Source organism: Roseiflexus sp., from assembly GCF_057785375.1.
This window is the reverse complement of the sequence record NZ_JBYNRX010000097.1, coordinates 26,412-48,373: the sequence shown is the minus strand read 5'-3', so window position 1 is coordinate 48,373 and position 21,962 is coordinate 26,412. Positions and strand designations below refer to the sequence as shown.

At 62.2% G+C, this 21,962-nt stretch carries 17 protein-coding genes; 4 read left to right on the top strand and 13 right to left on the bottom strand.

Features of this window, described 5'->3' with window-relative positions; all coding sequences use genetic code 11:
• Positions 1-2 precede the first annotated feature (2 nt).
• From AC3EA7_RS19195 to AC3EA7_RS19150, 10 genes are all read right to left on the bottom strand, one after another.
• On the bottom strand, positions 3-803 hold the full coding sequence (locus AC3EA7_RS19195; protein ID WP_488615683.1) for a DsbA family protein: 801 nt from the start codon (positions 801-803) through the stop codon (positions 3-5).
• On the bottom strand, positions 793-1,302 hold the full coding sequence (locus AC3EA7_RS19190; RefSeq protein WP_488615682.1) for a zinc ribbon domain-containing protein: 510 nt from the start codon (positions 1,300-1,302) through the stop codon (positions 793-795). Before AC3EA7_RS19190 ends, AC3EA7_RS19195 begins: the two co-directional genes overlap by 11 nt.
• Positions 1,303-1,387: 85 nt before the next feature.
• Positions 1,388-1,723: a cyclic-di-AMP receptor gene (locus AC3EA7_RS19185; RefSeq protein ID WP_488615681.1), complete on the bottom strand. Its 336-nt coding sequence runs from the start codon at positions 1,721-1,723 to the stop codon at positions 1,388-1,390.
• Between the two features lie 10 nt (positions 1,724-1,733).
• Entirely contained in the window at positions 1,734-2,423 is a 690-nt protein-coding gene (gene tmk / locus AC3EA7_RS19180; RefSeq protein ID WP_488615680.1) for a dTMP kinase, read from the bottom strand.
• 26 nt (positions 2,424-2,449) lie between these two features.
• Entirely contained in the window at positions 2,450-4,075 is a 1,626-nt protein-coding gene (locus AC3EA7_RS19175; RefSeq protein ID WP_488615679.1) for a R3H domain-containing nucleic acid-binding protein, read from the bottom strand.
• A complete protein-coding gene (locus AC3EA7_RS19170; RefSeq protein WP_488615678.1) occupies positions 3,996-5,006 on the bottom strand; it encodes a hypothetical protein in 1,011 nt (336 codons plus the stop codon). Before AC3EA7_RS19170 ends, AC3EA7_RS19175 begins: the two co-directional genes overlap by 80 nt.
• An 87-nt stretch (positions 5,007-5,093) precedes the next feature.
• Positions 5,094-5,663, bottom strand: coding sequence for a pyridoxal 5'-phosphate synthase glutaminase subunit PdxT (pdxT, locus tag AC3EA7_RS19165; protein ID WP_488615677.1), 570 nt, complete (start codon positions 5,661-5,663; stop codon positions 5,094-5,096).
• 49 nt (positions 5,664-5,712) lie between these two features.
• Positions 5,713-6,594, bottom strand: coding sequence for a pyridoxal 5'-phosphate synthase lyase subunit PdxS (pdxS, locus tag AC3EA7_RS19160; protein ID WP_488615676.1), 882 nt, complete (start codon positions 6,592-6,594; stop codon positions 5,713-5,715).
• A gap of 183 nt (positions 6,595-6,777) precedes the next feature.
• The gene (locus AC3EA7_RS19155; RefSeq protein ID WP_488615675.1) at positions 6,778-7,383 is read right to left on the bottom strand and encodes a superoxide dismutase; all 606 of its coding nucleotides are present in this window, start codon (positions 7,381-7,383) and stop codon (positions 6,778-6,780) included.
• Between the two features lie 42 nt (positions 7,384-7,425).
• The gene (locus AC3EA7_RS19150; RefSeq protein WP_488615674.1) at positions 7,426-8,061 is read right to left on the bottom strand and encodes a helix-turn-helix transcriptional regulator; all 636 of its coding nucleotides are present in this window, start codon (positions 8,059-8,061) and stop codon (positions 7,426-7,428) included.
• Positions 8,062-8,580: 519 nt separating this feature from the next.
• Here AC3EA7_RS19150 and AC3EA7_RS19145 point away from each other — a divergent pair.
• Genes AC3EA7_RS19145 through AC3EA7_RS19130 form a run of 4 tightly spaced genes read left to right on the top strand, consistent with a single transcriptional unit; the run spans position 8,581 to position 11,599 of the window.
• Positions 8,581-9,357, top strand: coding sequence for an SDR family NAD(P)-dependent oxidoreductase (locus AC3EA7_RS19145; RefSeq protein ID WP_488615673.1), 777 nt, complete (start codon positions 8,581-8,583; stop codon positions 9,355-9,357).
• Between the two features lie 13 nt (positions 9,358-9,370).
• Positions 9,371-10,534, top strand: coding sequence for a pyridoxal phosphate-dependent aminotransferase (locus AC3EA7_RS19140; RefSeq protein ID WP_488615672.1), 1,164 nt, complete (start codon positions 9,371-9,373; stop codon positions 10,532-10,534).
• A gap of 19 nt (positions 10,535-10,553) precedes the next feature.
• The gene (locus tag AC3EA7_RS19135; RefSeq protein WP_488615671.1) at positions 10,554-10,904 is read left to right on the top strand and encodes a hypothetical protein; all 351 of its coding nucleotides are present in this window, start codon (positions 10,554-10,556) and stop codon (positions 10,902-10,904) included.
• Between the two features lie 11 nt (positions 10,905-10,915).
• Positions 10,916-11,599 (top strand): glycosyltransferase family 2 protein, encoded by a 684-nt coding sequence (locus AC3EA7_RS19130; RefSeq protein ID WP_488615670.1) that lies wholly within the window; start codon positions 10,916-10,918, stop codon positions 11,597-11,599.
• Between the two features lie 83 nt (positions 11,600-11,682).
• Here AC3EA7_RS19130 and aroQ read toward each other — a convergent pair whose 3' ends face one another.
• Genes aroQ through AC3EA7_RS19115 form a run of 3 tightly spaced genes read right to left on the bottom strand, consistent with a single transcriptional unit; the run spans position 11,683 to position 21,914 of the window.
• Positions 11,683-12,114: a type II 3-dehydroquinate dehydratase gene (gene aroQ / locus AC3EA7_RS19125; protein ID WP_488615669.1), complete on the bottom strand. Its 432-nt coding sequence runs from the start codon at positions 12,112-12,114 to the stop codon at positions 11,683-11,685.
• The gene (locus AC3EA7_RS19120) at positions 12,111-17,579 is read right to left on the bottom strand and encodes an NEW3 domain-containing protein (RefSeq protein ID WP_488615668.1); all 5,469 of its coding nucleotides are present in this window, start codon (positions 17,577-17,579) and stop codon (positions 12,111-12,113) included. Before AC3EA7_RS19120 ends, aroQ begins: the two co-directional genes overlap by 4 nt.
• Before the next feature lie 15 nt (positions 17,580-17,594).
• The gene (locus AC3EA7_RS19115; protein ID WP_488615667.1) at positions 17,595-21,914 is read right to left on the bottom strand and encodes a right-handed parallel beta-helix repeat-containing protein; all 4,320 of its coding nucleotides are present in this window, start codon (positions 21,912-21,914) and stop codon (positions 17,595-17,597) included.
• Between the last annotated feature and the right edge of the window lie 48 nt (positions 21,915-21,962).

Here is a 21,962-nt window from a genome sequence, read left to right as displayed (position 1 = left end):
GGTCATTGACTGTTGAGAATGGTCTCGAAGATCCGTTCCCAAACCTCGAAGGGCTGGGCGCCGACCAGCACCTGGTCATTGATGAGGAACGTCGGCGTGCTGCGAACACCCGCCTGCTGCGCTTCACGAATGTCGGCTTCGATACGTGGACCATAGCGGTTACTCTCGACACACTGCTGCACCTGAGCCGCGTTGATATTCAACTCTTCAGCGTACTTCAGGAAGGTGCGAAAATCACCGGCATCGCCCGATGACCACTCGCGCTGTTCCATACCTGCAAAAATCCGCTCGTGCATCTGCCAAAATGCGCCCTGTTCACCGGCGCAGTTGGCAATATGCGCCGCGAGCAACGCCCCCGGATGGATGCTCATAAGCGGAAAATCGCGGTAGACGAAGCGCACCTTGCCGGTGCTGACATACCGCTCCTCGATGAGGGGCCGGACCTCGCGCGAGAACGCGGCGCAGAAAGGGCACTGGAAATCACTGAACTCCACCACGACGATCGGCGCGTCGGGATCGCCCTTTGTGCGCGGATCGTCGCCGGGATTCGGAGCAGGCTCAGGAACATCGGTTGAGGTGGGAACCGGCGTGACGCCTGATGGACGCGGGCGCTCACTGTCGGCTGGGCGCGTTGCGGTAGGAAGAGCAACAATCGCCTGACGGGTCGCAGCGGCGGGCGGATCGGTCGTTTGCGGCGCTTCAGGACCGCACGCAGCCAGAAGCGCCAGCGCCACCAGCATCAGCGCGACATACAGCGCGCCTGTGCGCAGACGATGATCGTTCTGCAGTGTGTTATCGCTCATACACCTGCATATGCTCGGTTTCGACGCGCTGACGATAACTGGGGCGTTGCAACGAGCCGGCGCCATCATCGCCGCAGTAGGGGCAGACGCTCCAGGCAAGATCGATCACGCGGTTGCACGCAGTGCAGCGGCGGCGCAGCGCCGTCTGGCAATAGGGACAGAGAACAAAATCCGGCTCAACGGATCGCTGACACGTCGGGCAGACATGAGGGTCTTCGAGACTGCGGCGCAGATACTCTTCTTCGAGCATTCGTTCGTATTTTTGCGCCAGCGTCTGGCGCGGGCGCAAGATCAGGTGCAACACCACGCCGCCGAACGGCAGCACCAGCGCCAGGACGACCGCCAGCACCTGCACCGCCACATCCTCGCTCCGGCTATGAATATCACGGTACGTCCACAGCACCGACGCAGCCCAGAGCAGGATCAGGTAGGCAAGCAACATCCACGCCAGCACCGACACGACCGGCGCGAGATTGGTAATGATTCCACGAATATCCAATGACCTTACTCCTCGGATCTGTTCACAGGGAGATTGCGTCGCTTCGCTCGCAATGACGCCTGACATCGATCATTCGGACAGACTCTTATGGCGTCAGGCGGCGCACATCAGCGGCGCGCAAGACGAAAACGGTCGCACCGCCGACCTGCACCTCCACCGGCGTTGGCGGATAGAACTCGCCTGACTCCGCAACCGGCGGCAGCGGCGACACATACCGCGTCCGTGTATAACAGTGCTCACGCACAATCTTCAGAATCGGGTCCACCTGATAATCCTCGGCAGCAATCAGGAGGGTGACATTCCCTTCGCGCAGGAATCCACCCTCACTGCTGATGCGAGTCACCCGATGACCGGCCGCCGTCAGCGCCTCGATCAAGTCGCCAGCATCCTGCCGCTGCACAACGGCAATGATCAGTTTCATACGATCACCCTCAACACAATGGCACAGTTTCCAGCCGCGGAATCGATGCCAGATACGGCTCGACGATCGCCGCGATCTGCTCTGCTAGCGCCTCAATCGACTGCCGTGCGTCGAGCACCCGCCAGCGCTCAGGGTCCTGCGCGATCAACTCGCGGTAGCCCGCTTCCACCCGTTGATGATACTCCAGCTCGCGGGCATCGAGGCGATTCCACTCCTGTTCAATGCCATGCTGACCCATCAGGCGCGCGCCGGGGCGCTTCCGACGTTTCCGCTCCAACCCCGCCTCGACGCTTATGTCGAGATAAAACGTCAGATCAGGGCGCAGGCCGCCCGTCGCCGCAGTCGTAATCACGCGCAACTCCGCCAGATCGCGCCCCAGCCCATACCCCTGGTAGGCATAGGTCGAATCGGCATACCGGTCGCACAGCACAATGCCACCCTGTTCCAGATACGGGCGAATGACTTCGCTGACGAGCTGCGCCCGCGCTGCCGAAAAGAGCAATGTCTCGGTGGTTGGCGCCATTTCGGTATGCTGCAAATCCAGGACGATCCGGCGGATCAGGTCGCCGATCCGCGTCCCGCCGGGCTCTCGCGTCAGAATGACCGGGAAGCGACGCGTGTACAGCGATTCATAAAGCAGCCGCGCCTGCGTGCTTTTGCCGCTTCCCTCTGGACCCTCAAATGTTACAAACAGGCTCATCGATCATCGCCGATCACTGTGCAGCCTTAGCGAAAGATTTTCACCCGACGATTCGGTTCGCGCCCACGACTTTCCGATTGCAGATTGTATCGTTCCGCCATCTGATGCTGCAACCGGCGAACGTAGCTGCTCTGCGGTTGCAATTCGACTGACGAGCGTTCTCCATTCAGCACCTGCGTAATCGCCGTTTCGACCTCCAGCAACGCGTCTGTCATGGACTCATCATCATTGCGGTTGGCGGAGCGTTGCTCGCCATTCTCACTCAGATTGATATTGAACACATCGGCCAGTTGACGTTCCATCTGCGCCAGCGTGTTATTGCGCAGCACATAGACCGGCACGCCACGCTCTTCCGCCTGACGCACGCGTTGCGCTCCCTGGCGATAGTAGTTCTTCAACGTCATGACCATCGTCGCTTCGCCCATATCACGCACAATCGTCGCCGGCACGTGCAGCGTGGCAATGGCTCGCTCCAGGCGATCGCGGCTGACGCCAAACGGATAGATGCGCTGCGGCGCCATCCCTGCCTGTGCCGGCGAGAGCATCATCGGCGTTCGCGTGACTCGTTCCCCGCGCTCGCCTCGCTCGCGCCCGCCACCACGACGAATGCCCGGGATTGTCCGAGTCTGTTGCTCATCGGCAGTCACCGGGACAATCTCTATCTGACCATCGGCAGTGCGGCGACGCACTTCAGCGCGCGGCGGTTCGGCGCGCAACAGGTTATCAACGGCGCTCGCAACGTCGGGATAAACCGTCACCTGATCCCAGTTCTGAATCTCGACCAGAATATCGAAGGTTGGCGGCGCCTTGCGTTCGAGGACGGTTTTCTGCGTTCCACGACGCCGCGCCTCTTCATCGCCAAGCGTCACCGCCTGAATACCGCCGATCAGGTCCGACAGGGTTGGATTCGACAGCAGGTTCTCGAGCGTCTGCCCGTGCGCCGTGCCGATCAACTGCACGCCGCGCTCGGCGATGGTACGCGCCGCCAGCGCCTCGAGTTCCGTCCCAATCTCATCGATGACGATCACCTCTGGCATATGGTTTTCGACCGCCTCGATCATCACGGCGTGCTGTTCCGACGGGCGCGGCACCTGCATGCGCCGCGCCCGCCCAATGCCAGGGTGCGGAATATCGCCATCGCCAGCGATCTCGTTCGACGTATCGACGATCACCACGCGCTTACGCAGGTCTTCCGCCAGCACCCGTGCCGTCTCGCGCAGCATCGTCGTCTTGCCGACGCCGGGGCGCCCCAGGAGGAGCACACTCTTCCCGGACTCGATCAAGTCGCGCAGAATAACGATCGTACCGAAGACCGCGCGCCCAACGCGGCATGTCAACCCGATCACGCGCCCGGTGCGATTGCGAATCGCCGAAATGCGATGCAGCGTGCGCGGTATCCCGGCGCGATTATCCTCGCCAAAGGCGCCGATACGCGCAATGACGTAGTCAATCTCTTCCTGTGTCACTTCGCGGTCGCTAAGAAAACGTTCGTGTTGACGGTAGCGCGCTTCGGGGAGCCGACCAAGATCCATGATCACTTCCAGCAGATCCTCCTGATCATCAGGACCTGTCTCAATCGCCAGACGAATAGGCGGCGGAAGCGTCTCGAGAAGCAATTCGATATTGCTGGTAATATCGCGTTGTATTGCCATAGGGTCGTCTATCCTCACATCGAGAGGAAATGGTTGGTATCGGCGGGTTGGTCTCTGGGCTTTCGAGCACCGGCGCCAGGATGGATCGCCGTACTGCGACGGTTGTCTGCTTACAGAGCAGCGTCTGCTCGGCGACCGGCTGAAAACCGAGATCGCCTGCAGGAAGAAACATTTCTTGCTGATAATCACGCAGCATCAGGTACACCGGCAGCGCATCGTGGATCTGCGCCAGCCCGAATCGCAGGACATCGGTCATCTGCTCACGCGCGTCCGGTCTGATCAAGAGCGAGAAGACATGACCGGCAGGACCGGTCGTGCGATGCAGATAGGCAACCATCCGGTCGCCCGCGCCCAGCGCCCATGCATTCCGATAGGGGCGGCGCCAGACACGATCAAGCGGCAACATCCATGATCGCGCGTCGCGCGCCTCGAAGAGTTGCACCTGCCGGGGGGTAACGGCGCCATACAGTTTATGGATCGCCCACACATCGTGGTTCGACTGCGGGCGCATCGGCGCCAGCGTCGTCCCCTGATCCCAATCCGGGCCATCGAGGCGCAGAACCGTCTGCTGTGCGTAGCTGGTGAACCCCAGCTGGCGAAAAACCTCGCGCAATTCATCGTGGCGTTGCGGCAGCGCCGCATAGATCCGCTGAACCCGCGCCGCGCCGACCTCCACACACAACGACTCGAGCAGGCGAAACCACACGTCCGGGTCGGTCGGATGGCCGTTGCCGCCGCCATACGCTGCCATGAGCGCGACATCATGCTCAGGACGGCCACGCCGCCCGATCGACTGGACCACGGCGCTGAGCGCACCCTCGCGGTAGACGAACGTCGCGCAATCCTGGGCGCTTCCTTCGAGCCAGCACCGCAGAGCAAACCAGAAGGGACGATGCGGCAACACCAGCATCGCCTCATTGAACAGTGTCACCTGGCTCCGTGGTTTTCGTCTCAAGGTCCAGATATCGCTCAGCGTCACCGGTCGAATCATGGATGTTCCCCGACGCCAGATGGCATGTCACATTTCAAGAAAATAGCGGTGCATCCGGTCATCCGGCGTCAATTCCGGATGAAAACATGTTGCGAGCATGTTCGCTTGCCGGGCGGCAACCACACGCCCATCATCGATGCGCGCCAGCGGCGTCACCGCCATTCCCAGGTCTTCGAGCACCGGCGCACGGATGAACACCATCCGCAGTGGTTTGCTATCCAGTCCATCCACCGGCAGGTCAATCTCGAAACTTTCGAGTTGACTGCCGAAAGCGTTGCGCCGCGCTGTCAAGTCCATCAACCGCAGCAACGGCTGATCGGCGCGCCCATCGGCGATACGCTGCGCCATCAGAATGGCGCCGGCGCACGTCCCCCAGACGGGCATGCCCGCGCGCACGCGCGCGCGCAACGGTTCGATCAACCCGTACATTGCCAGCAGTTTGCCAATTGTCGTGCTTTCACCACCGGGAATGATCAGGCGCTCGACCTGGTCGAGGTGTTTCGGCAATCGCACCTGGAGGGTCGGCGCGCCAATACGCCGCAGCATCTCTTCGTGCTCGCGGAAGTCTCCTTGAAGCGCCAGAATTCCTACCGTCATAGACGATTCATCTGGCAGGGTACAGGCGCGCCTGTACTCTGCGACCCTGTTACCAGCCGCGCCCTGCCATCAACTGGTCACGCGGGATCTTGCTGATCTCGATGCCCACCATCGCCTCACCAAGCCCGCGGCTGACTTCGGCAATGATCTCTGGTTCGTTGTAGTGCGTCGTCGCGGCGACGATCGCGCGCGCCCGCCGCGCCGGATCGCCCGACTTGAAGATTCCCGAGCCGACAAACACCCCATCGACACCCAACTGCATCAGCAGCGCCGCATCGGCCGGCGTTGCGATGCCGCCAGCCGCAAAGTTCACCACCGGCAGCCGACCGGTCTCCGCCACCTGGCGCACCAGTTCGTAGGGCGCCTGGATGTTTTTGGCATAGGTGAAGAGTTCATCCTCATTCATCGTTTGCAGGCGGCGAATTTCGCTGTAGACCGCGCGCGCGTGACGTACCGCCTCGACGACATTCCCTGTGCCGGCCTCGCCCTTGGTGCGCAGCATCGCGGCGCCTTCCGCCACGCGCCGCAACCCTTCGCCTAGATTGCGGCAGCCGCACACAAACGGAATGCGGAACTTGTGTTTGTTGATATGATGCTCTTCGTCCGCCGGCGTCAGCACTTCACTCTCGTCGATATAGTCGATCCCCAACGCCTCCAGAACCTGCGCCTCGACGAAGTGCCCGATGCGCGCTTTCGCCATCACCGGGATAGTGACCGCTTCCTTAATCGCCAGAATAAGCTCCGGGTCACTCATCCGCGCCACACCGCCCTGCGCGCGAATGTCGGCGGGAACACGCTCCAGCGCCATCACCGCCACCGCGCCGGCTTCCTCGGCAATCCGCGCCTGCTCTGGCGTGACCACGTCCATAATGACGCCGCCTTTGAGCATCTGTGCCAGGCCGACCTTTGTCGTCCAGGTCGACTTATCCATGGGTCCGACTCCTTGTCCAGCGACCGACATGCGTTGTCCGGTCTTTCCTGTCATGAGTGTAAGCGATAATCACGTATTATTGTACCATAGATTGTACATCGTCGCGGACCGAAAAAACGGAAGGTCAGGAGCGGCGTTGATCGCTCCTGACCTTCCGTTTGCAGACCAGCGCGTGGTCCAACGTTACTGCCCGAAGCGCTCCGCCACTGCATCCCAATTCACTGTGTTCCACCAGGCATCGAGGTAGTCAGGCCGACGGTTCTGGTACTTCAGGTAGTAGGCATGCTCCCACACATCAACGCCGAGTATCGGAATATGCCCCTGCATGAGCGGGCTATCCTGGTTGGCGGTGCTGTAGATGTGAAGTTTGCCATCCTTATCCTTCACCAGCCATGCCCAGCCGCTGCCGAAGCGCTTGACGCCGGCATCCTTGATTTTTGCCTTGAACTCGGCAAAGCTGCCAAACGTGTCGTTGATCGCCTTTGCCAGTTCGCCGCGCGGCTCACCGCCGCCGTTCGGTCCCATAATGTTCCAGAAGAGCGTATGGTTGTGATGCCCGCCGCCATTGTTGATCACCGCCTGCCGGATGCTTTCGGGCACATCGTTGATGTTCTTCAGAATTTCTTCGATTGTTGCATTCTGCAACGACGGATGACCTTCGAGCGCCGCATTCAGATTCGTCACATACGCCTGATGATGCTTGCCGTGGTGGATCTGCATGGTCATTGTGTCGATATGCGGTTCCAGCGCAGAAAAATCATACGGCAACGGCGGAAGTGTGAAAGCCATGGGTTCTCCCTCCTTCTCAACAAACAACCGGGTCTGTCTGTCTTACGATTCACCAGCGATTCGAAAACGACAGCAGCGACCATCGGCAGCAATGGTCTGCTGACGCTCAACCGGCACGCGAAGCAGGTCTTCGTACAGAGCGCGTTCGTGAATACAGGCTTGCGGATAGGAGCGCGCTACGCAATCAATCGGGCAGTTGTGCTCGACAAGCTCGATCGCGCCATCTGGAAGACGGCGCCACTCACACATGTAGCCCTGCTCGTTCAGGATCGCCGCCAGTTCTGCCACTCGCTCCGACAATGACCGTCCTTCCAGGCGCGGTGCATACTCGACATACAGACGTTTACGCCGCGCCTCGAACAGGTGCTCGATTGCATTCTCCCCCCCCTGCGCCCGAACGAACTCCAGTGCGTCTATCAACAGGTGGTCGTAGGCTTTTGGAAAGAGCGCCTCAGCCGCCTCGGTAAGCGCATACAGATGACTTGGACGCCCCACTGCACGACGCACGCCACTGGCATGCACCAGTCCATCACGTTCGAGCAGCGCCAGATGCTGCCGCACACCAACCGCGCCAATGCCAAGAGCCTCGCTCAGTTCAGCGGCGGTCATCGGACCTTTTCGCCGCAACAACAGCAGGATCTGACGGCGTGTTTCACCTTGTTCGCGGTGTGCGGTCATCCCTGCAACGCTCCGCTACACGTTGTCACTTCGCTGGCAGTATAGCATCCGTGTTCTGGCTTTGTCAAGCAAACACTTTCGTAAAGGGGCAGGCATACCTCGTTGCGACGCGCCGTAGCGCGGCGGGCTACAGCCCTCGCTGAGGACCTGCAAGCCCCGCCGGGCTGCTCACGGGGTCGGCTCGTTCCGACAATCCCTCGTTGCGTCGCCCAGTCAAGCCCACGCAGGCGGGCGTTGCTCCCCGGAGCCTGCACCTTCAGGCGCAGATTGGAGGATGTCGTCAACCTCTGCGCCGGACCCACGCACGTAGGGTTTCGGAGGAGTACAACGCATAAAAGAATCGCTTCGACTAACCGGATCCACGCGCGCAGGGTTTCGGATCAATGGCGGGGGGGCGTCACGTATGAGCCTCGCATCGGACCCACGCGCGCAGGGTTTCGGATCTACGCTTGACAGGCGGATGATCAGGGCGTAGACTCACGCCGATAAACGTTCCAGATGCGTTTCGAGGGACAATCCATGGATGCGCTTGCAGGTCAGGTCGTTGTCGTTACAGGAGCATCGAGCGGGTTCGGCGAGTTGATCGCCCGGCGCTGCGTTGCAGCCGGGGGGCGCGTGGCGCTGGCGGCGCGCACGGTTGCGAAACTCGAACACCTGGCAGAGACGCTTGGCGGTCCCACACGCGCCATCGCCATTGCCACTGACGTTGGCAACCCCGCCGATGTCGCGCGCCTAGCGCGCACCACGCTCGACCATTTCGGTCATGTCGATGTGCTGGTGAACAATGCCGGCTTCGGCGTGTTCGACCGGCTGGCGGAGGCGCGCCTGGAGGACGTTCGCGCGATGATGGAGGTGAATGTCTTCGGCGCGCTGGCATGCACCCAGGCGTTCCTGCCACACATGCTCGCCCGGCGGAGCGGGCAGATCGTGATGATGGCGTCGATGGCCGGATTGGTGGCGGCGCCGAATATGGGCGGCTATACTGCAACCAAGCACGCACTCGTCGGTCTCAGCCGCACCCTGATGCTCGAACTCGAAGGCTCCGGCGTGCGTTGCGCCATGATCTGCCCCGGCGTCGCCGAAACCGGTTTCCAACACCGGGCAGGCGCTGCGAAATATCCACGCATCGCCCGCCTCTCGACCTGCACCGCCGACCAGGTCGCCGATGCAGCGCTGCGGGCTATCGCGCGGCGCACCCACGGCGAAATCGTGATACCCTGGTATGGACGGTTGCTCGCACTGATCAGCTATCCGCTGCCCGGTGCCACCCGAGCCGTCATGCGGCTCATTGGATAAGAAGGAAGAACGTATGACCCGCCCACGTATCGCCCGGCGCATGGAGCGCGTCCCGGCTTCCGGCATTCGCCGCTTTTTCGACATCGCCGCGCAAATGCCCGATGTTCTTTCGCTTGGCGTCGGCGAACCCGATTTTGTCACTCCGGCGCCGATCCGCGCCGCCGGCATTCGTTCGCTCGAAGAAGGGCGCACCGGCTACACTTCCAATTCCGGGTTGCTGGAATTGCGTGTGGCGCTCGCGGATCATCTGTATGCGCACTACGGCGTGCGCTACGACTCGGAGACCGAACTGCTCATCACCGTCGGCGTCAGCGAGGCGTTGCAGATCGCTGCCATCGCTACGCTGAACCCCGACGACGAGGTGATCATTCCCGAACCCTGTTTCGTTGCCTACCCCGCCGCTGTGATCTTCGCCGACGCCGTGCCGGTGTTCGTACCCACCACAGTCAGGGACTCGTTCCAGGTTGATCCAGAGCGGGTCGCTGCCGCCATCACACCACGCACCCGCGCAATTCTGATTGGATATCCCAATAACCCGACCGGCGCGGTCATGCCGCGCGAGCGGCTGGCGGCCATCGCCGCACTCGCCGAACACCACGATCTGCTGGTCCTCTCCGATGAAATCTACGACCGCCTGGTGTATGGCGTGCAGCATACCTGCTTCGCTGCCTTGCCGGGCGCCCGCGAACGCACTATTCTGCTCGGCGGCTTCTCGAAGGCGTATGCCATGACCGGCTGGCGCCTCGGCTGGATGGCGGCGCCGGCGGACATAGTCGCGGCTGCGCGCAAAGTCCACCAATACGCTATCATGTCTGCGCCGACGGTGGCGCAGTACGCTGGGATCGAGGCGCTGCGCAACGGTGAATCATTCGTCGCCGACATGGTCGCCGAGTATGATCGCCGTCGCCGTACCATCGTCGCCGGGCTGAACGCGATTGGTCTGCCGACGTTCGAGCCGCAGGGGGCGTTCTACGTCTTTCCGCAGGTAGCGAACCTCGGCATGAGCAGTGAGGTCTTCGCCGAACGGCTGCTGCGCGAGCAACAGGTCGCCGTCATCCCCGGCGACACGTTCGGTCCAAGCGGCGCCGGATTCGTCCGCGCCTGCTACGCTGCGTCGATGGAGAAGATCGAGGCTGCGCTCGAGCGTATCGAGCGTTTTGTGCGCGCAAACACATAGTGCTGGCGGAGGAACTGCAATGTCTGTCGAAGAGCCTTCCACCACACCATCGGACAAACCGCAGATCATTGTCGAGGAGCAACTCTACTGCTCGCTCACCGGTCGCCCGATCAGCCGGGACGAAGCCTACTGGGCGCCGCCGCTCGTCACTGCGCGTGAACTGGTGACAACCATCCTTTCAACCGCCATCCGCGCGCCCTATCAACTGGGCTACGTCCTGTTCACCGAACAACCGAACGTTCCATACGCCAAAGACGTGCGCGAACAACTCGCGCAACGCCGCAGCGCCGAGCAACTCAAGCTGCTTATTGGCATGCTGGTGGTGCTGGGGTTGCTGCTTTTGCCGGTGTTCCTGCTTGTATTCCGCTAACACGAGAGGTTATGCTGCTGTCTGTCATTATCCCGTGCTACAACGAGGCGGCGACGCTGCGCGCCATTCTGGAGAAGGTGCGCGCCGTCAACATCGACAAGGAAATTATCGCTGTCGATGACCACTCTAGCGACGAGACATACCGCATTCTGTGCGAGGAAGCCGCGCGCGACCCGTCGATGACGGTCATCCGCCATCCGCGCAACTGCGGCAAGGGCGCTGCCGTGCGCAGCGGCCTGGCGCGCGCCCGCGGCGAGATCGTCATCGTTCAGGACGCCGACCTGGAGTACGATCCGAACGACTACTATGAACTGGTCACGCCCATTGCCCAGGGGCGCGTCAATGTGGTCTTCGGGTCGCGATTCCTGGGGCGTCACACCGGCATGTACTTCTGGAACGCAATCGGCAACAAGGGGTTGACCTTCCTGACCAACTTTCTGTTCAACTGCTGGATCTCGGACATGGAAACCTGCTACAAAGCCATGCGCACCGAGATTATGCGCGACTTGAAACTCGAGAGCAACGACTTCCGCATCGAGCCGGAGATTACCGCCAAAGTGCTGAAGCGCGGACATCGCATCTATGAGGTGCCGGTCTCCTACCTGGGGCGCACCTACGAAGAAGGCAAAAAAATGAAGCCCAGCCAGGGCTTCTACGCGATCCTCGCGCTGCTGCGCTATCGGTTGTGGGAGTGAGGCGAGGGGCGAGAGGCGAGGGGTGAAAGGTGAGAGGCGTCCTAACCCCTATTTCCTATATCCTATCTCCTATTTCCTATCTCCTACCCCCTATCTCCTACCAACCACTCGAGGGCAAGCAGATACCCGCGCCACCCCAGGCCGGCGATCTGCCCAGTGGCGACCGGCGCGACGACCGAGGTGTGGCGGAACGGTTCGCGCCGGTAGACATTCGACAGGTGCACTTCGATGATCGGCGCTTTGAGCATCGCCAATGCATCGCGCAGCGCCAGCCCGTAGTGGGTCAGCGCACCGGGGTTGATGATGATCCCGTCGGCATCCCACCCTTCGGCCTGCAAAAAATCGATCAGCGCCCCTTCATGGTTCGACTGCATGGTGAGCAAGGTGATGCCAGCCGCTGCCGCGCGCTCCTGCAAGGCGGCGTTGATCTCGTCGAGCGTGACACTGCCGTACACCTCCGGCTCGCGCCGACCGAGCATGTTCAGGTTCGGTCCGTGGATCACCAGGATTTTCATCGCTGCACCAGCGGCAAATAAACCTCATACGTCACCTGCGGCAGCGCCACTGGAATGACGAACAGGTTCTCCACCTCGAAGACCTTCGTTGGATCGCTCTGCGATTGCGCCCGCACCCGGATGCGGTTGACCGATCCCGGCGGCGCGCTCGCCGGCACGCTCACGTCGAGCGTGATGAACGGCGCCTGCTGGTTTGGTCCCAGCGTGCGCTGCGATGGTTGCAGGACGACATCCCAGTTCAACGTTTGCACATAGGTCAACACGAACGTATCGGTCGCATTGTTGGTGTTGAGCAACTGATGCGTTACCTGCACCTGTTCCCCCGCACGCACGACGCGGATGTACTCTGGCGACATCACCGCGCTCACGACCTGGCGAATAGTCGTATACTCGCGCGCATCCGCTGCCACGTTCGGATCGGAGACCGACTGCACGCTCAGGCGCATGGCATCGACCGTATCGGAAAGGACGCCGACCGGAATGCGGATGCTGACGCTCACCTCGCGCTCTTCGCCGGGTTGCAGGAAGGTCGCTGGAGGCAGCGTCACTTGATACCCCAGTGGAACGAGTGCGCTGAAGACGAACGTATCCGCAACTGGACGCACATTGCGCAGCGTGTGCGTATACACGACCGTCTCACCTGGGAGACCGAACCCCCGGTTCTCAACCGGCGTCAGCAGATCGCCTGTCACTGTCAGTTGCGCCGTCGTGGTCAGCGTTGCCGCTGCCAGCACTAAACCGGCGCCGTCGCCGCGCAACGCCTCGACCGTCACCGCCTGCGTTCCCACCGCATCGGCAGGTACGCTGACCTGCACCGTCAGCGGCGTTGGCGCGGTTGCACTCGGCGGCAGCGCTGCTGTGAGCGTCGGCGTGACACTGGCGGTCCATCCACCCGCCAGGCTTGCCGGGTTCAGGCGCAGCGTGTAACTGATCGTCGTGTTACCGGTGTTGAACAGGTTGAGCGTGTAGATCGCAATCGCCGGAGCGCCGCTCGTGAAGACCGTCTGTTGCGCTGGACCAACCACCTCGAGGCGCGCATTGTCCGCTTCACTGACAGTAACGGTGTCGCTGACGCTCCGCGGCGGCGCACCCTGCGCCGAGGTTGCGGTCAGGGTGATGACGCCGGTCGTTCCGGCTGGCGCAGCGGCTGGCAGGCGCACCGCAAACGGCACAAGCCGCTCCGCCCCCGGCGGCACGGCAGCCGCCGTCGCTGGCGGATTGGCGCTGAAACCGCCGCCGCTCACCGCTACGCTGAAGGTGTAGGTGTCGGTCACGTTGCCGGTATTCGTCAGGCGATGCGTGAAGGTAATCACCGTATCGGGCGCGCCGTTGCCGCTCTCGTTCGCCGTGAACAGGAACTGCGGCACGGACAGAACGCTGACCGTATCAATCACCGCATCCAAGGCGCCGGTGGTGCTTGCCTGCACCTGGAACGGATACGCGCCCGCAGGAACCTGCGGCAACTGCGACGGCGTGGTTACCGTCAGGTCGAAGCGACACGTCGCGCCAGCCGCCAGCCCCGTCAGACAACCCGCCGGAACCAGGTTCACCGGACCGGCGACGCTCCAGCCAGCCGGCAGACCGCTCACATTCACGCCAAAGTCGCCAGCAATATTGCCGACGTTCGTCAGCACGTGGGTGAAGGTCACACTCCCTGGCGGCGTGACGCTCTGCGTCTGCCCTGGGGAGAGACGAACCCCCGGCGCCGCCTGCACATTCACCGTATCGGTCTGCGTTTGCGTTGGCACACTGCCGCCGGCGCGCGCGCCGGTCACCTGGATCTGCTCGGTTCCGACCAACTGCCCATCGCGCACCCGCGCCTGCACCACCACCTGCTGCGACGCGCCACGTCCCAATGAGAATGGACCAGACGGCGTCACCACCAGGTTCTCCAGACCGCCGCTCAACATTGCTGTGACCACAAAGGTATCCAGCCCATTGCCGGTGTTGGTCAGCGTATGCGTGAAAATCGCCGTTGCTCCCGGCGGCAGATTGAGCGCCGGCACAGTCGCCGGGCTGAACGTAAAGCCCGGAACCAGCCCGACGCGCGTGATGCTTGCGGCGCTCGCCGATGCCCCGCCGGTCGCCTGGACCGTCAGCGTCGCCGTGACCAGCGTGCCCGCGTCGGGGATCGGCGCATTCGGCACAGTCACTGTCAGTGTGACCACTCGCGACTCGCTGGGATTCAAGGCGAAGGGCGATGGATCGATCAACCCGCCGCTCCACGGGCTGCCCTGCGAGAGGGTGAGCGACGGCGTGAAGGTTCCTGCGCTCTGACCGATGTTCGTCACCGTATGCGTGAACGTGACCGTCTCGCCGGGCAACCCTTCCTTCAGTTGCGAAGCGGGCGCGATCTGCGGCGCAGCGCCTGCCGACGCCGTATCGATCGCCGTTGCCTGCACTGCGGGATTGCCGACCGAACTCGCAGTGACCGTCACGGTGTAGAGCGACGAACCGGGACCGAGGGGAATGTTCAACTGTATCTGCCGCGTACACGACGAGAATGCCGCCAAGCTGACACAGTTGCCGCCGATCACACTGGCCGTCGCGCCATCGTTCGGCGACACTGCGGCTGCGACTGCAATCGTGTCGGTTCCATTGCCGGTATTGGTGATCGTGTGGGTAAACGTGATGATCTGCGGCCGGGCGAACGTAGCGGTCTGGCTGGTCGGCGCAATCGCCACGCCATACACCTGCGCCACCGTTGTGGTGGTGTTGACAGTGCGCTGCGTCGCGCCAACCTGCGCCGTCACGCTGAAGGTATAGTTCCCCGCCAGTGCATTCGATGGAACCGCAACGGAAATCGTGAATGTACCCGACGCTCCGGCATTCAGGTTGAGCGTTGCCGGCGACGGCGCCGACGCCCAACCGGTCGGGTCGCTGCGCGAGAGATTCACCACAATCGGCGAAGCGCCGGTATTCGTCACCGTGTAGGTGTAGATAACATTCGTGCCCGGATTGACCGGTCCGGTCCCCGGCGGGTTGCGCCCGGTCTGCGCGAGAGTGAAGTCCGTCTGACAACTAAACGGCGCCTCGAACATTGTGGCGTTGAATTCCGAGGTATTGCCGGTTTGATCAGTCACCGTCGCCGAAAAGAAGCGGTCACAGTCAGGCACAGGGACATTGACCGTCGCGCCGGCGGGGGCGCCGTCGAGGAACGCCAGATAGCGCGGACCCTCGGCGTTGTCGCGTGTGGGGCTGGTAAACACCTCGACGCGGCACCCGCCCGCGCCACAGTTGGCGCTCGCCGGAACCTGCACCTGAAGCGTTGGCGGACTGCCGCCGGTGATGCCGCTGATTGTCGGCGGCGTCGGCGGGCTGCCGGCGCGGTTGATCCCCTTCCCGCTGTTTTCGCTCGTCTCCGTCCCGGAGATGCGCACCTGGCTGACGGTCGAGTCGACCATCACCCCATGCCCGCCGGATGTGCCGCCATTATTGCGCGCCAGATTGCGCAAAAGCGTATTGCCACTTGAGTTCGCTCCCACCAGGATGCCGTGCAGCGAATTATTGGTCAGCACATTGCGCGTGTTGTTGAAGCCAACGCCGCCGCTGCCGCCGATCGTATTGCCGCTCGTCTGGAGCAGCGAGACGCCATACCGGTTGCCGGCACCGGCAAGACCGATAGTATTGGCGCTGACTTCGTTCCCTGTCGTGAACGACAATTCGATCTGGATGCCTGTGCCCAATCCGCCGATTGTGTTGCCGGTGATGCGGTTATTATCGGCGCGCAGCGGGCTGGCGCCGACGATGTAGACACCGATCGAACTCGCTGACGGACTGGCGCGCAACGGTTGACCGGTTGACGCCACACCGATATAGTTGCCGATAACTTCGTTGTTCGAGGTGTTCGACGTCCCGTCGGGGCGGATCTGCACGGCAACCGGCGTGGACCCCAGCCCATAGGCGATGATATTGGCATCGCCGGGGTTCGTGCCGCCGATCCGGTTCCCCGGCGATACACTGGGCGTCGTACCGCGGCTGATCCAGATGCTCGCCTGTCCATTGGCGAAGGTATCGTCCGAAACCGGCGGCGACGCAGTGTTGACCCCGATGCGATTCCCGACAACGACTGAGCCCTCGGTCGCCAGGCGAACGCCATTCCCGAAATTGTTCGAGATCAGATTGTCGCGGATCGTCGTCTGGCGCGCATTGGTCTCGACCAGAATGCCATGCCCCAGATTGCCCAGCGATTCGGTTCCACTGCGCCCGAACGAGGCGCCATTGGCATTCAGACCGATGGAATTGCCCTGAATGTTTGTGCCAGAAACCCTGCTCGAACTCAGTTGAATGCCATGGCCGTTCGGCGACGTGACGCCATTGCCTGCAATGATATTCCGCGCCGCCGGGGTTGCGCCGCCGATCAGCGTGTTGCTTGCACCGCCAATGTAGATGCCGACGCCGTTGGGAACGCGGGTCGTTGAGGTTCCCCCTTTTGTCGTGCCGATCACATTGCCGCTGATGATCGTATCGGTCGGACTGCTCGCAGCACTATCGCCAAATACGTAGATGCCGTAGGAGTTGGTCCCGGCATCGTGCCCTGAAATGACATTGGCGTCGATGATCGTATCGTCCAGGTATTGGTAGAGTAGAACCCCATACCGCTGATTGCCCGGATCGCCGCTGATCTTGGCATTGCCCGCCAGGTTCGTGCCGATCAGGTTGCCGCGGATCACATTGCCGCGCCCGTTGTCATAGGAAGAAGCGGTCAGGTAGACATTTGCGGCAATGAGAAAAGTCTGACCATTGCCGGCGATCAGGTTGCCCAGCGCGTTATCGCCTGCTGTATCGATGTCGGGACCCGTGCCGGCCGTCGGGTTGCCGATGATATTGTTCCCTGCATTGCGCACCAGCACGCCGGCGAACCGGTTCGCCGCCGCACTGCCGCCGTCTGGCGTCGTGCCCAGGTAGCACCCGTGAATGCGGTTGTTTGTCGCACCCGGGTCACGGATGAAAATGCCGCTGCCAGTTATTCCCAGAAGATCGGACGCCGAGGTGACAAAGTTCTGGATCGTCAGACGGCGGATGGTGTTCCCCGACGAGGTGATCGTCAGACCATTCGCGCCGCCAGTGATCAGCGAGCCGTCGATCACGATGCGCGGATGCGTCCAGGATGGGTTTCCCGCCGGTTGCGTTCTGCCGTCGATAGTGACATTCCCGGCAGTAATGTCCGGTAGCGCGCTTGCTGGCCGGACGAGCCAGTATCCGGCGGGATTGTAGCCTGGCGACGCAGTCGGGATGTTGAACTGAATGGTATGGGGTCCCGCCAGCGCGTTGGCTTCCTGGATCGCTGCGCGCAGTGTACACACGCCGCCAGCCGTCTGGCAGACGCCATTGCCGGGGCTGGCATCGGGATCATCAGCGATGCTGTTGACAGTGAAGGTCGCCGCCAGCGCCGACGGCGCCGGCGCAACGACGGAGAACGCCAGCAGCGCAAGAACGAAGAGAAGACGATATGCGCGCGCCAAAGGACACCTCGGTTTCTATCGAACGACGAGCGGCAGGTAGACGTTGCGAATGGCGCTGACCACCCGCACGCGGTCCTGCGCGAATGCGCCGCCGATGACGTTGCCGTTCAGGTCTCGGAGTTCGATGAAGACATTCTCGACATTGCCGCGGGCAAGTCGCGGATTGACCGTCACCTCGACCCGGATGATCGCCGTTGCGCCCTGGTTCAGAGTAAACCGCCCTTCGCTGTTGATCGACACGCCACTCGTGAGCGAGGTGAAACGCACCTGGCTGCCCAGCGCTGGCACGCCGCGGATCTGGAACGTATCTGTGCCATTGCCGAGGTTCGTGATCTCGTGCAGGAAGATAACCGTTTCGCCCGGCGCGCCTTCTTTCTCGGCACTGGCTGGCGTCACCTGCGCGCGCGACAACTGACCGACAATAGTACGCGCCTTTGCGGTTCTGGCTTGCGATGGGTCCACTGGACTGGTCGGCGTGAGGTTCACCGTCACATCGGCAAACGTGCCGGAAATTGGGTTGGCGCTCGCTGGCGGCACCGTGACGGTCAGCGAGAAAGCGCGCGTCTTGCCCGGCGGGATCGTCAGGCTCGTCGTCGGCAGCGAGCGCTGCCAGTTCACGGCGAACACCGGATCGTCAAACGTTGCGGTGATGCTGGTCGTCGCCGAAATGTTGCCGGTGTTGCGCACCTGGAAGAAGTACGGCACGGTCACCCCTGGATTGCCGCGCCCCTCAGCGGATGCCGGCGTCAATTCCAGAAAAATGCGGGGATTGACGGTGGTGGTGTTCACCAGCGACGCCGTGGCGGTATAGGTGTTGCCGCTACTGACGGTCGTTCCATCGGCGCGCACCGTCATCAGATCCGTTCCCGGCGCCGCCTGCGGGATGCCGCCGGTCGGCACGCGCACCGACACCGTCACCTGGCGCGCCTCACCCGGCGCGAGCGAGAACGAACCGGAGGGCTGAATGGCAATCGGCGGCGACAGGTTCTCCCAACCGCGCGCGGTGGTCACCGAAATGCGTACATCCTGCAGTTCGATATTGCCGTTATTGGTAACCGTGTGCGTATAGGTGATGACCTGACCAGGGTCCGCCGCCTGCGCCTGCGGCGCGCCGATGCTGAGCGCCGGGCGCGGCGCAAAGATCGCAAAGCGCGACGTATTGCTCAGCGGGTCGGTCGCTGTAAGCGTCAACTGGCGTGGAATACTGCCAACGGTAAAGGTGAATGCGCCGGTGGCGTCAACGATCGTCTCACCGGCAGCCTCCTGACCCTGTCCATCGAGGGTGTTCTGATCGGGACGGAACAACTGCACAAGACAGCGCGCGCCGCCGCCTGCCGGGCACCCGCCGGGCGCGTTCGCCGTATCGACCCGGCCAGTCAGCACGCCAGCAGCGCTCATACGCAGCGACGACGCCAGCGGCGGGTCGATGTCGTTGTTCGGGTTGCCAGCGACGCCGCCGGTCGGCGTTTCGGGGTTGAGCACAATACCGCGCCCAAGCAACGTCTCATCGACCGGGAACGGACCGCCGGGCGGGATGCCATTGCCGCTAATGCTGTTGCCGGTAATCCGCGTCTGCTGCGGGTACAGCGGCGCAAACGGACCGCCGACCGGCGCGCCCACCAGCACGCCGAGCGCGTTGTTGACAATGAAATTGTCCAGCACCTGCGTCTGCAACGCAGCGCCGCTCACATGAACGCCGGCGCCCAGGTTATTGGCAATCGAGTTTTGCTCGACGAGCGTGCGTTGCGCATCGTTGACCGCCACGCCAACGCCGGAACCGGTTCCGCCCCATCCGGTCGCACCGCTCAGAGTAATGCTATTGAAACGAACCGCAGTGCTGGTCGTCGTCGCACTGCGCACCTCGACACCGATAGTGTTCGATATGATCTCATTTCTTTCAATGACCACCCGATCACTGCCATTTTCGACCCGGAACCCCGGACCGTTGTTGTAGCGCACCACGTTGCCGCTGAGCGTCATCTGGTTCGCCGCCGGCAGCAGCACGCCGCCGCCGTTGCGCGTCCCGTCAACCATGTTGCCGGTGACTGTCACCACCTCCGTGCCGCCGCTGATCTGGATGCCGAACGCGGGCAAACTGAACGCATTGCGGTCGAGCATATTGCCGGACACGATCACATCACGCACCGGCGCAGGTCCCGGCGTCAGCGTCAGCGCCATGCCCGCCGCGCCGCTGCCGAGGATCGTATTGCCCGCTATCGTCATGCCGTCCGTAGCGCCATTGACCAGGAAGCCGTTGAGGGTATTACTGATCGCCTGAGTCAACGCAATCTGCGTCGCGGTGAGCACGCCGGTAAGCGCGAGACCGTTCTGCTGGTTCTGCTGGAAGGTCAAACCGGTAAGAGTCGTGGTGACGCCGTTGGTGAAGCGCACCCCATTTTCGCGGTTATTCCTCGCCTGGCTATTGTCGATCAGCGTCTCCACTGCGCCGGCAATGTCGATGCCATCGTCGTTCTGCGTGGCAACGACAGCTCTCAGCGTCGTCTGCGTCACATTCGCCAGGCGCGCGCCATCGTCGCCATTGTCGAGCAGCGTCGCGTTCTGGATGGTGATCACCCGCCCGCCATCGACCCACACGCCATTCCGACCATTGCGGGCGATCAGCGTTGGCGTAGTCGCGCCGGTGATGCTGAGATTGACCGCGCCAACGGCATAGACGCCATCGAGACCATTCGAGACGATCGCATTGTCCGTCAGCGTGGTAGTCAGGATATTCGTGCCGGTGATCGCCACGCCATACAGACTATTGAACCCGATCCGGTTCGGCGCCCCCGGCTGCCCGATGACCGTCGTGTGCGCATGGTCGCCGATCACGATGCCGGAGCGGTTGGCAAAGCCGGGTCCCATCAGCGATCCGCTGACGTTCGTGCCGATATAGTTGCCGATGATGGTGTTGTCCTGCGTCGTCAGAAACGGATTACGCCCGCGCACCACAATGCCGTCGCCGGTATTGCCGGAGATGACGTTGCGCTCGCTGAGGGTTGCGCCGCCAATGGTGATGTTACGCGCTCCGCGTTCGATGACAATGCCGCCGCCGGTGTTGTTCAACCCGCTTATCGGATTGCCAAGATCGTTCAAGCCGACGTAATTATTGACAATGCGAATATTGCTCAGGCGATCGCCGCGCAGCGCAATGCCCGGACCGGTATTGCCAGCAATAAAGTTGCGCAGCCGGTTCGTCGAGAGGTCCGGCGATGGCAGACCAATCCTCACATTGCTGACCGGAAACTCTTCCGAATGCACCTCGACGCCGCCGGCTGCATTTGGAATGGGGACGACCAATGCAGACGAGGCATTTGAGCCGAGACCGATGTAATTCCCCGCAATCTGTGTATTCGTTCCGCCATTGATGACGATACCGAAATTGTTGTTGCCGGCGATGACATTGCCATATGCCGGGTCCGGCTCGGTTGGCGTAGCGCCGATGATTGTCCCGTCCGCATATCGGACAACAATCCCGGCGCCGAGGTTGCGCAACTGAAACGTTTCGGCGGTAAGCAGGCGCCCGACGCCGATAAAGTTGCCCTGGATTTTGGCGCGTGGACCCTGAACGACGATCCCGTCCAGATTGTTGCCGCTAATGAAATTTGCTTTCGAGAGGTCGGTGCGCAATCCGCCGATCACGGTATCGCTCGCGCTCTGCTCGACCCAGATGCCGGCAAAGCCATTCCCGCTCAGCGTCAGCGTCGGCAAGACCGGATCGATGCCGACATAGTTGCCCTCGATACGATGGTTGCTGCCGCTCACCACATCGATGCCGACCCCCTGACCAAAACTCGGCGTGGCGCTGCTGGACTTGAAATTAACCACTGCAATCTCGCGCACCACATTCCCCGTCCCGATCAGACGAATACCGCTGCGGTCGAGCAGCTCCGAGCCATCGATTATAATCTCAGGACCGATGAGATTGGCCTGAGCAGGCCAATTCAATTCCTGCGATTTTCCATCAATCGTAATGTTGCCTTCAAGCGCGGGCAATGGACCGTAGACATCACGCACGCGAATGCGAATCGCCCGGTAGAGGCCGTTGGTTTCAAACGCGGGACCGGAAGGCGGAATGTTGAACTTAATGATGCCGCCGCCGGCTGCATTCGCCGCCTTGATCGCCTGACGTAACGAACACGTTGGATCGGGAGCAGCGGGATTGCCGCTTGTCGAAACGGGGCACGTCGTACCCTCGGCATCCTCAGCCGTCGTCACCACAAACTCCCCCGCCGCCTGCGCCACCGGAACAGACGCGGCAGGACCAACCAGCAACGGCGCTCCGGCGATCATCAGCGTGATGAGCAGCAGGAGAGCGGAAGGGAAACGCGACATTGAACGCTCCTGGCGAGGCAACAGACTGCCATGTACTAGGTCTGGCTT

What these genes read in the sequence shown, in the direction of transcription:
- AC3EA7_RS19195 (WP_488615683.1), bottom strand. Translation starts at nt 803, where the DNA reads ATGAGCGATAACACACTGCAGAACGATCATCGTCTGCGCACAGGCGCG.
- AC3EA7_RS19185 (WP_488615681.1), bottom strand. Translation starts at nt 1,723, where the DNA reads ATGAAACTGATCATTGCCGTTGTGCAGCGGCAGGATGCTGGCGACTTG.
- tmk (WP_488615680.1), bottom strand. Translation starts at nt 2,423, where the DNA reads ATGAGCCTGTTTGTAACATTTGAGGGTCCAGAGGGAAGCGGCAAAAGC.
- AC3EA7_RS19175 (WP_488615679.1), bottom strand. Translation starts at nt 4,075, where the DNA reads ATGGCAATACAACGCGATATTACCAGCAATATCGAATTGCTTCTCGAG.
- pdxT (WP_488615677.1), bottom strand. Translation starts at nt 5,663, where the DNA reads ATGACGGTAGGAATTCTGGCGCTTCAAGGAGACTTCCGCGAGCACGAA.
- pdxS (WP_488615676.1), bottom strand. Translation starts at nt 6,594, where the DNA reads ATGGATAAGTCGACCTGGACGACAAAGGTCGGCCTGGCACAGATGCTC.
- AC3EA7_RS19155 (WP_488615675.1), bottom strand. Translation starts at nt 7,383, where the DNA reads ATGGCTTTCACACTTCCGCCGTTGCCGTATGATTTTTCTGCGCTGGAA.
- AC3EA7_RS19150 (WP_488615674.1), bottom strand. Translation starts at nt 8,061, where the DNA reads ATGACCGCACACCGCGAACAAGGTGAAACACGCCGTCAGATCCTGCTG.
- AC3EA7_RS19145 (WP_488615673.1), top strand. Translation starts at nt 8,581, where the DNA reads ATGGATGCGCTTGCAGGTCAGGTCGTTGTCGTTACAGGAGCATCGAGC.
- AC3EA7_RS19140 (WP_488615672.1), top strand. Translation starts at nt 9,371, where the DNA reads ATGACCCGCCCACGTATCGCCCGGCGCATGGAGCGCGTCCCGGCTTCC.
- AC3EA7_RS19135 (WP_488615671.1), top strand. Translation starts at nt 10,554, where the DNA reads ATGTCTGTCGAAGAGCCTTCCACCACACCATCGGACAAACCGCAGATC.
- AC3EA7_RS19130 (WP_488615670.1), top strand. Translation starts at nt 10,916, where the DNA reads ATGCTGCTGTCTGTCATTATCCCGTGCTACAACGAGGCGGCGACGCTG.
- aroQ (WP_488615669.1), bottom strand. Translation starts at nt 12,114, where the DNA reads ATGAAAATCCTGGTGATCCACGGACCGAACCTGAACATGCTCGGTCGG.
- AC3EA7_RS19115 (WP_488615667.1), bottom strand. Translation starts at nt 21,914, where the DNA reads ATGTCGCGTTTCCCTTCCGCTCTCCTGCTGCTCATCACGCTGATGATC.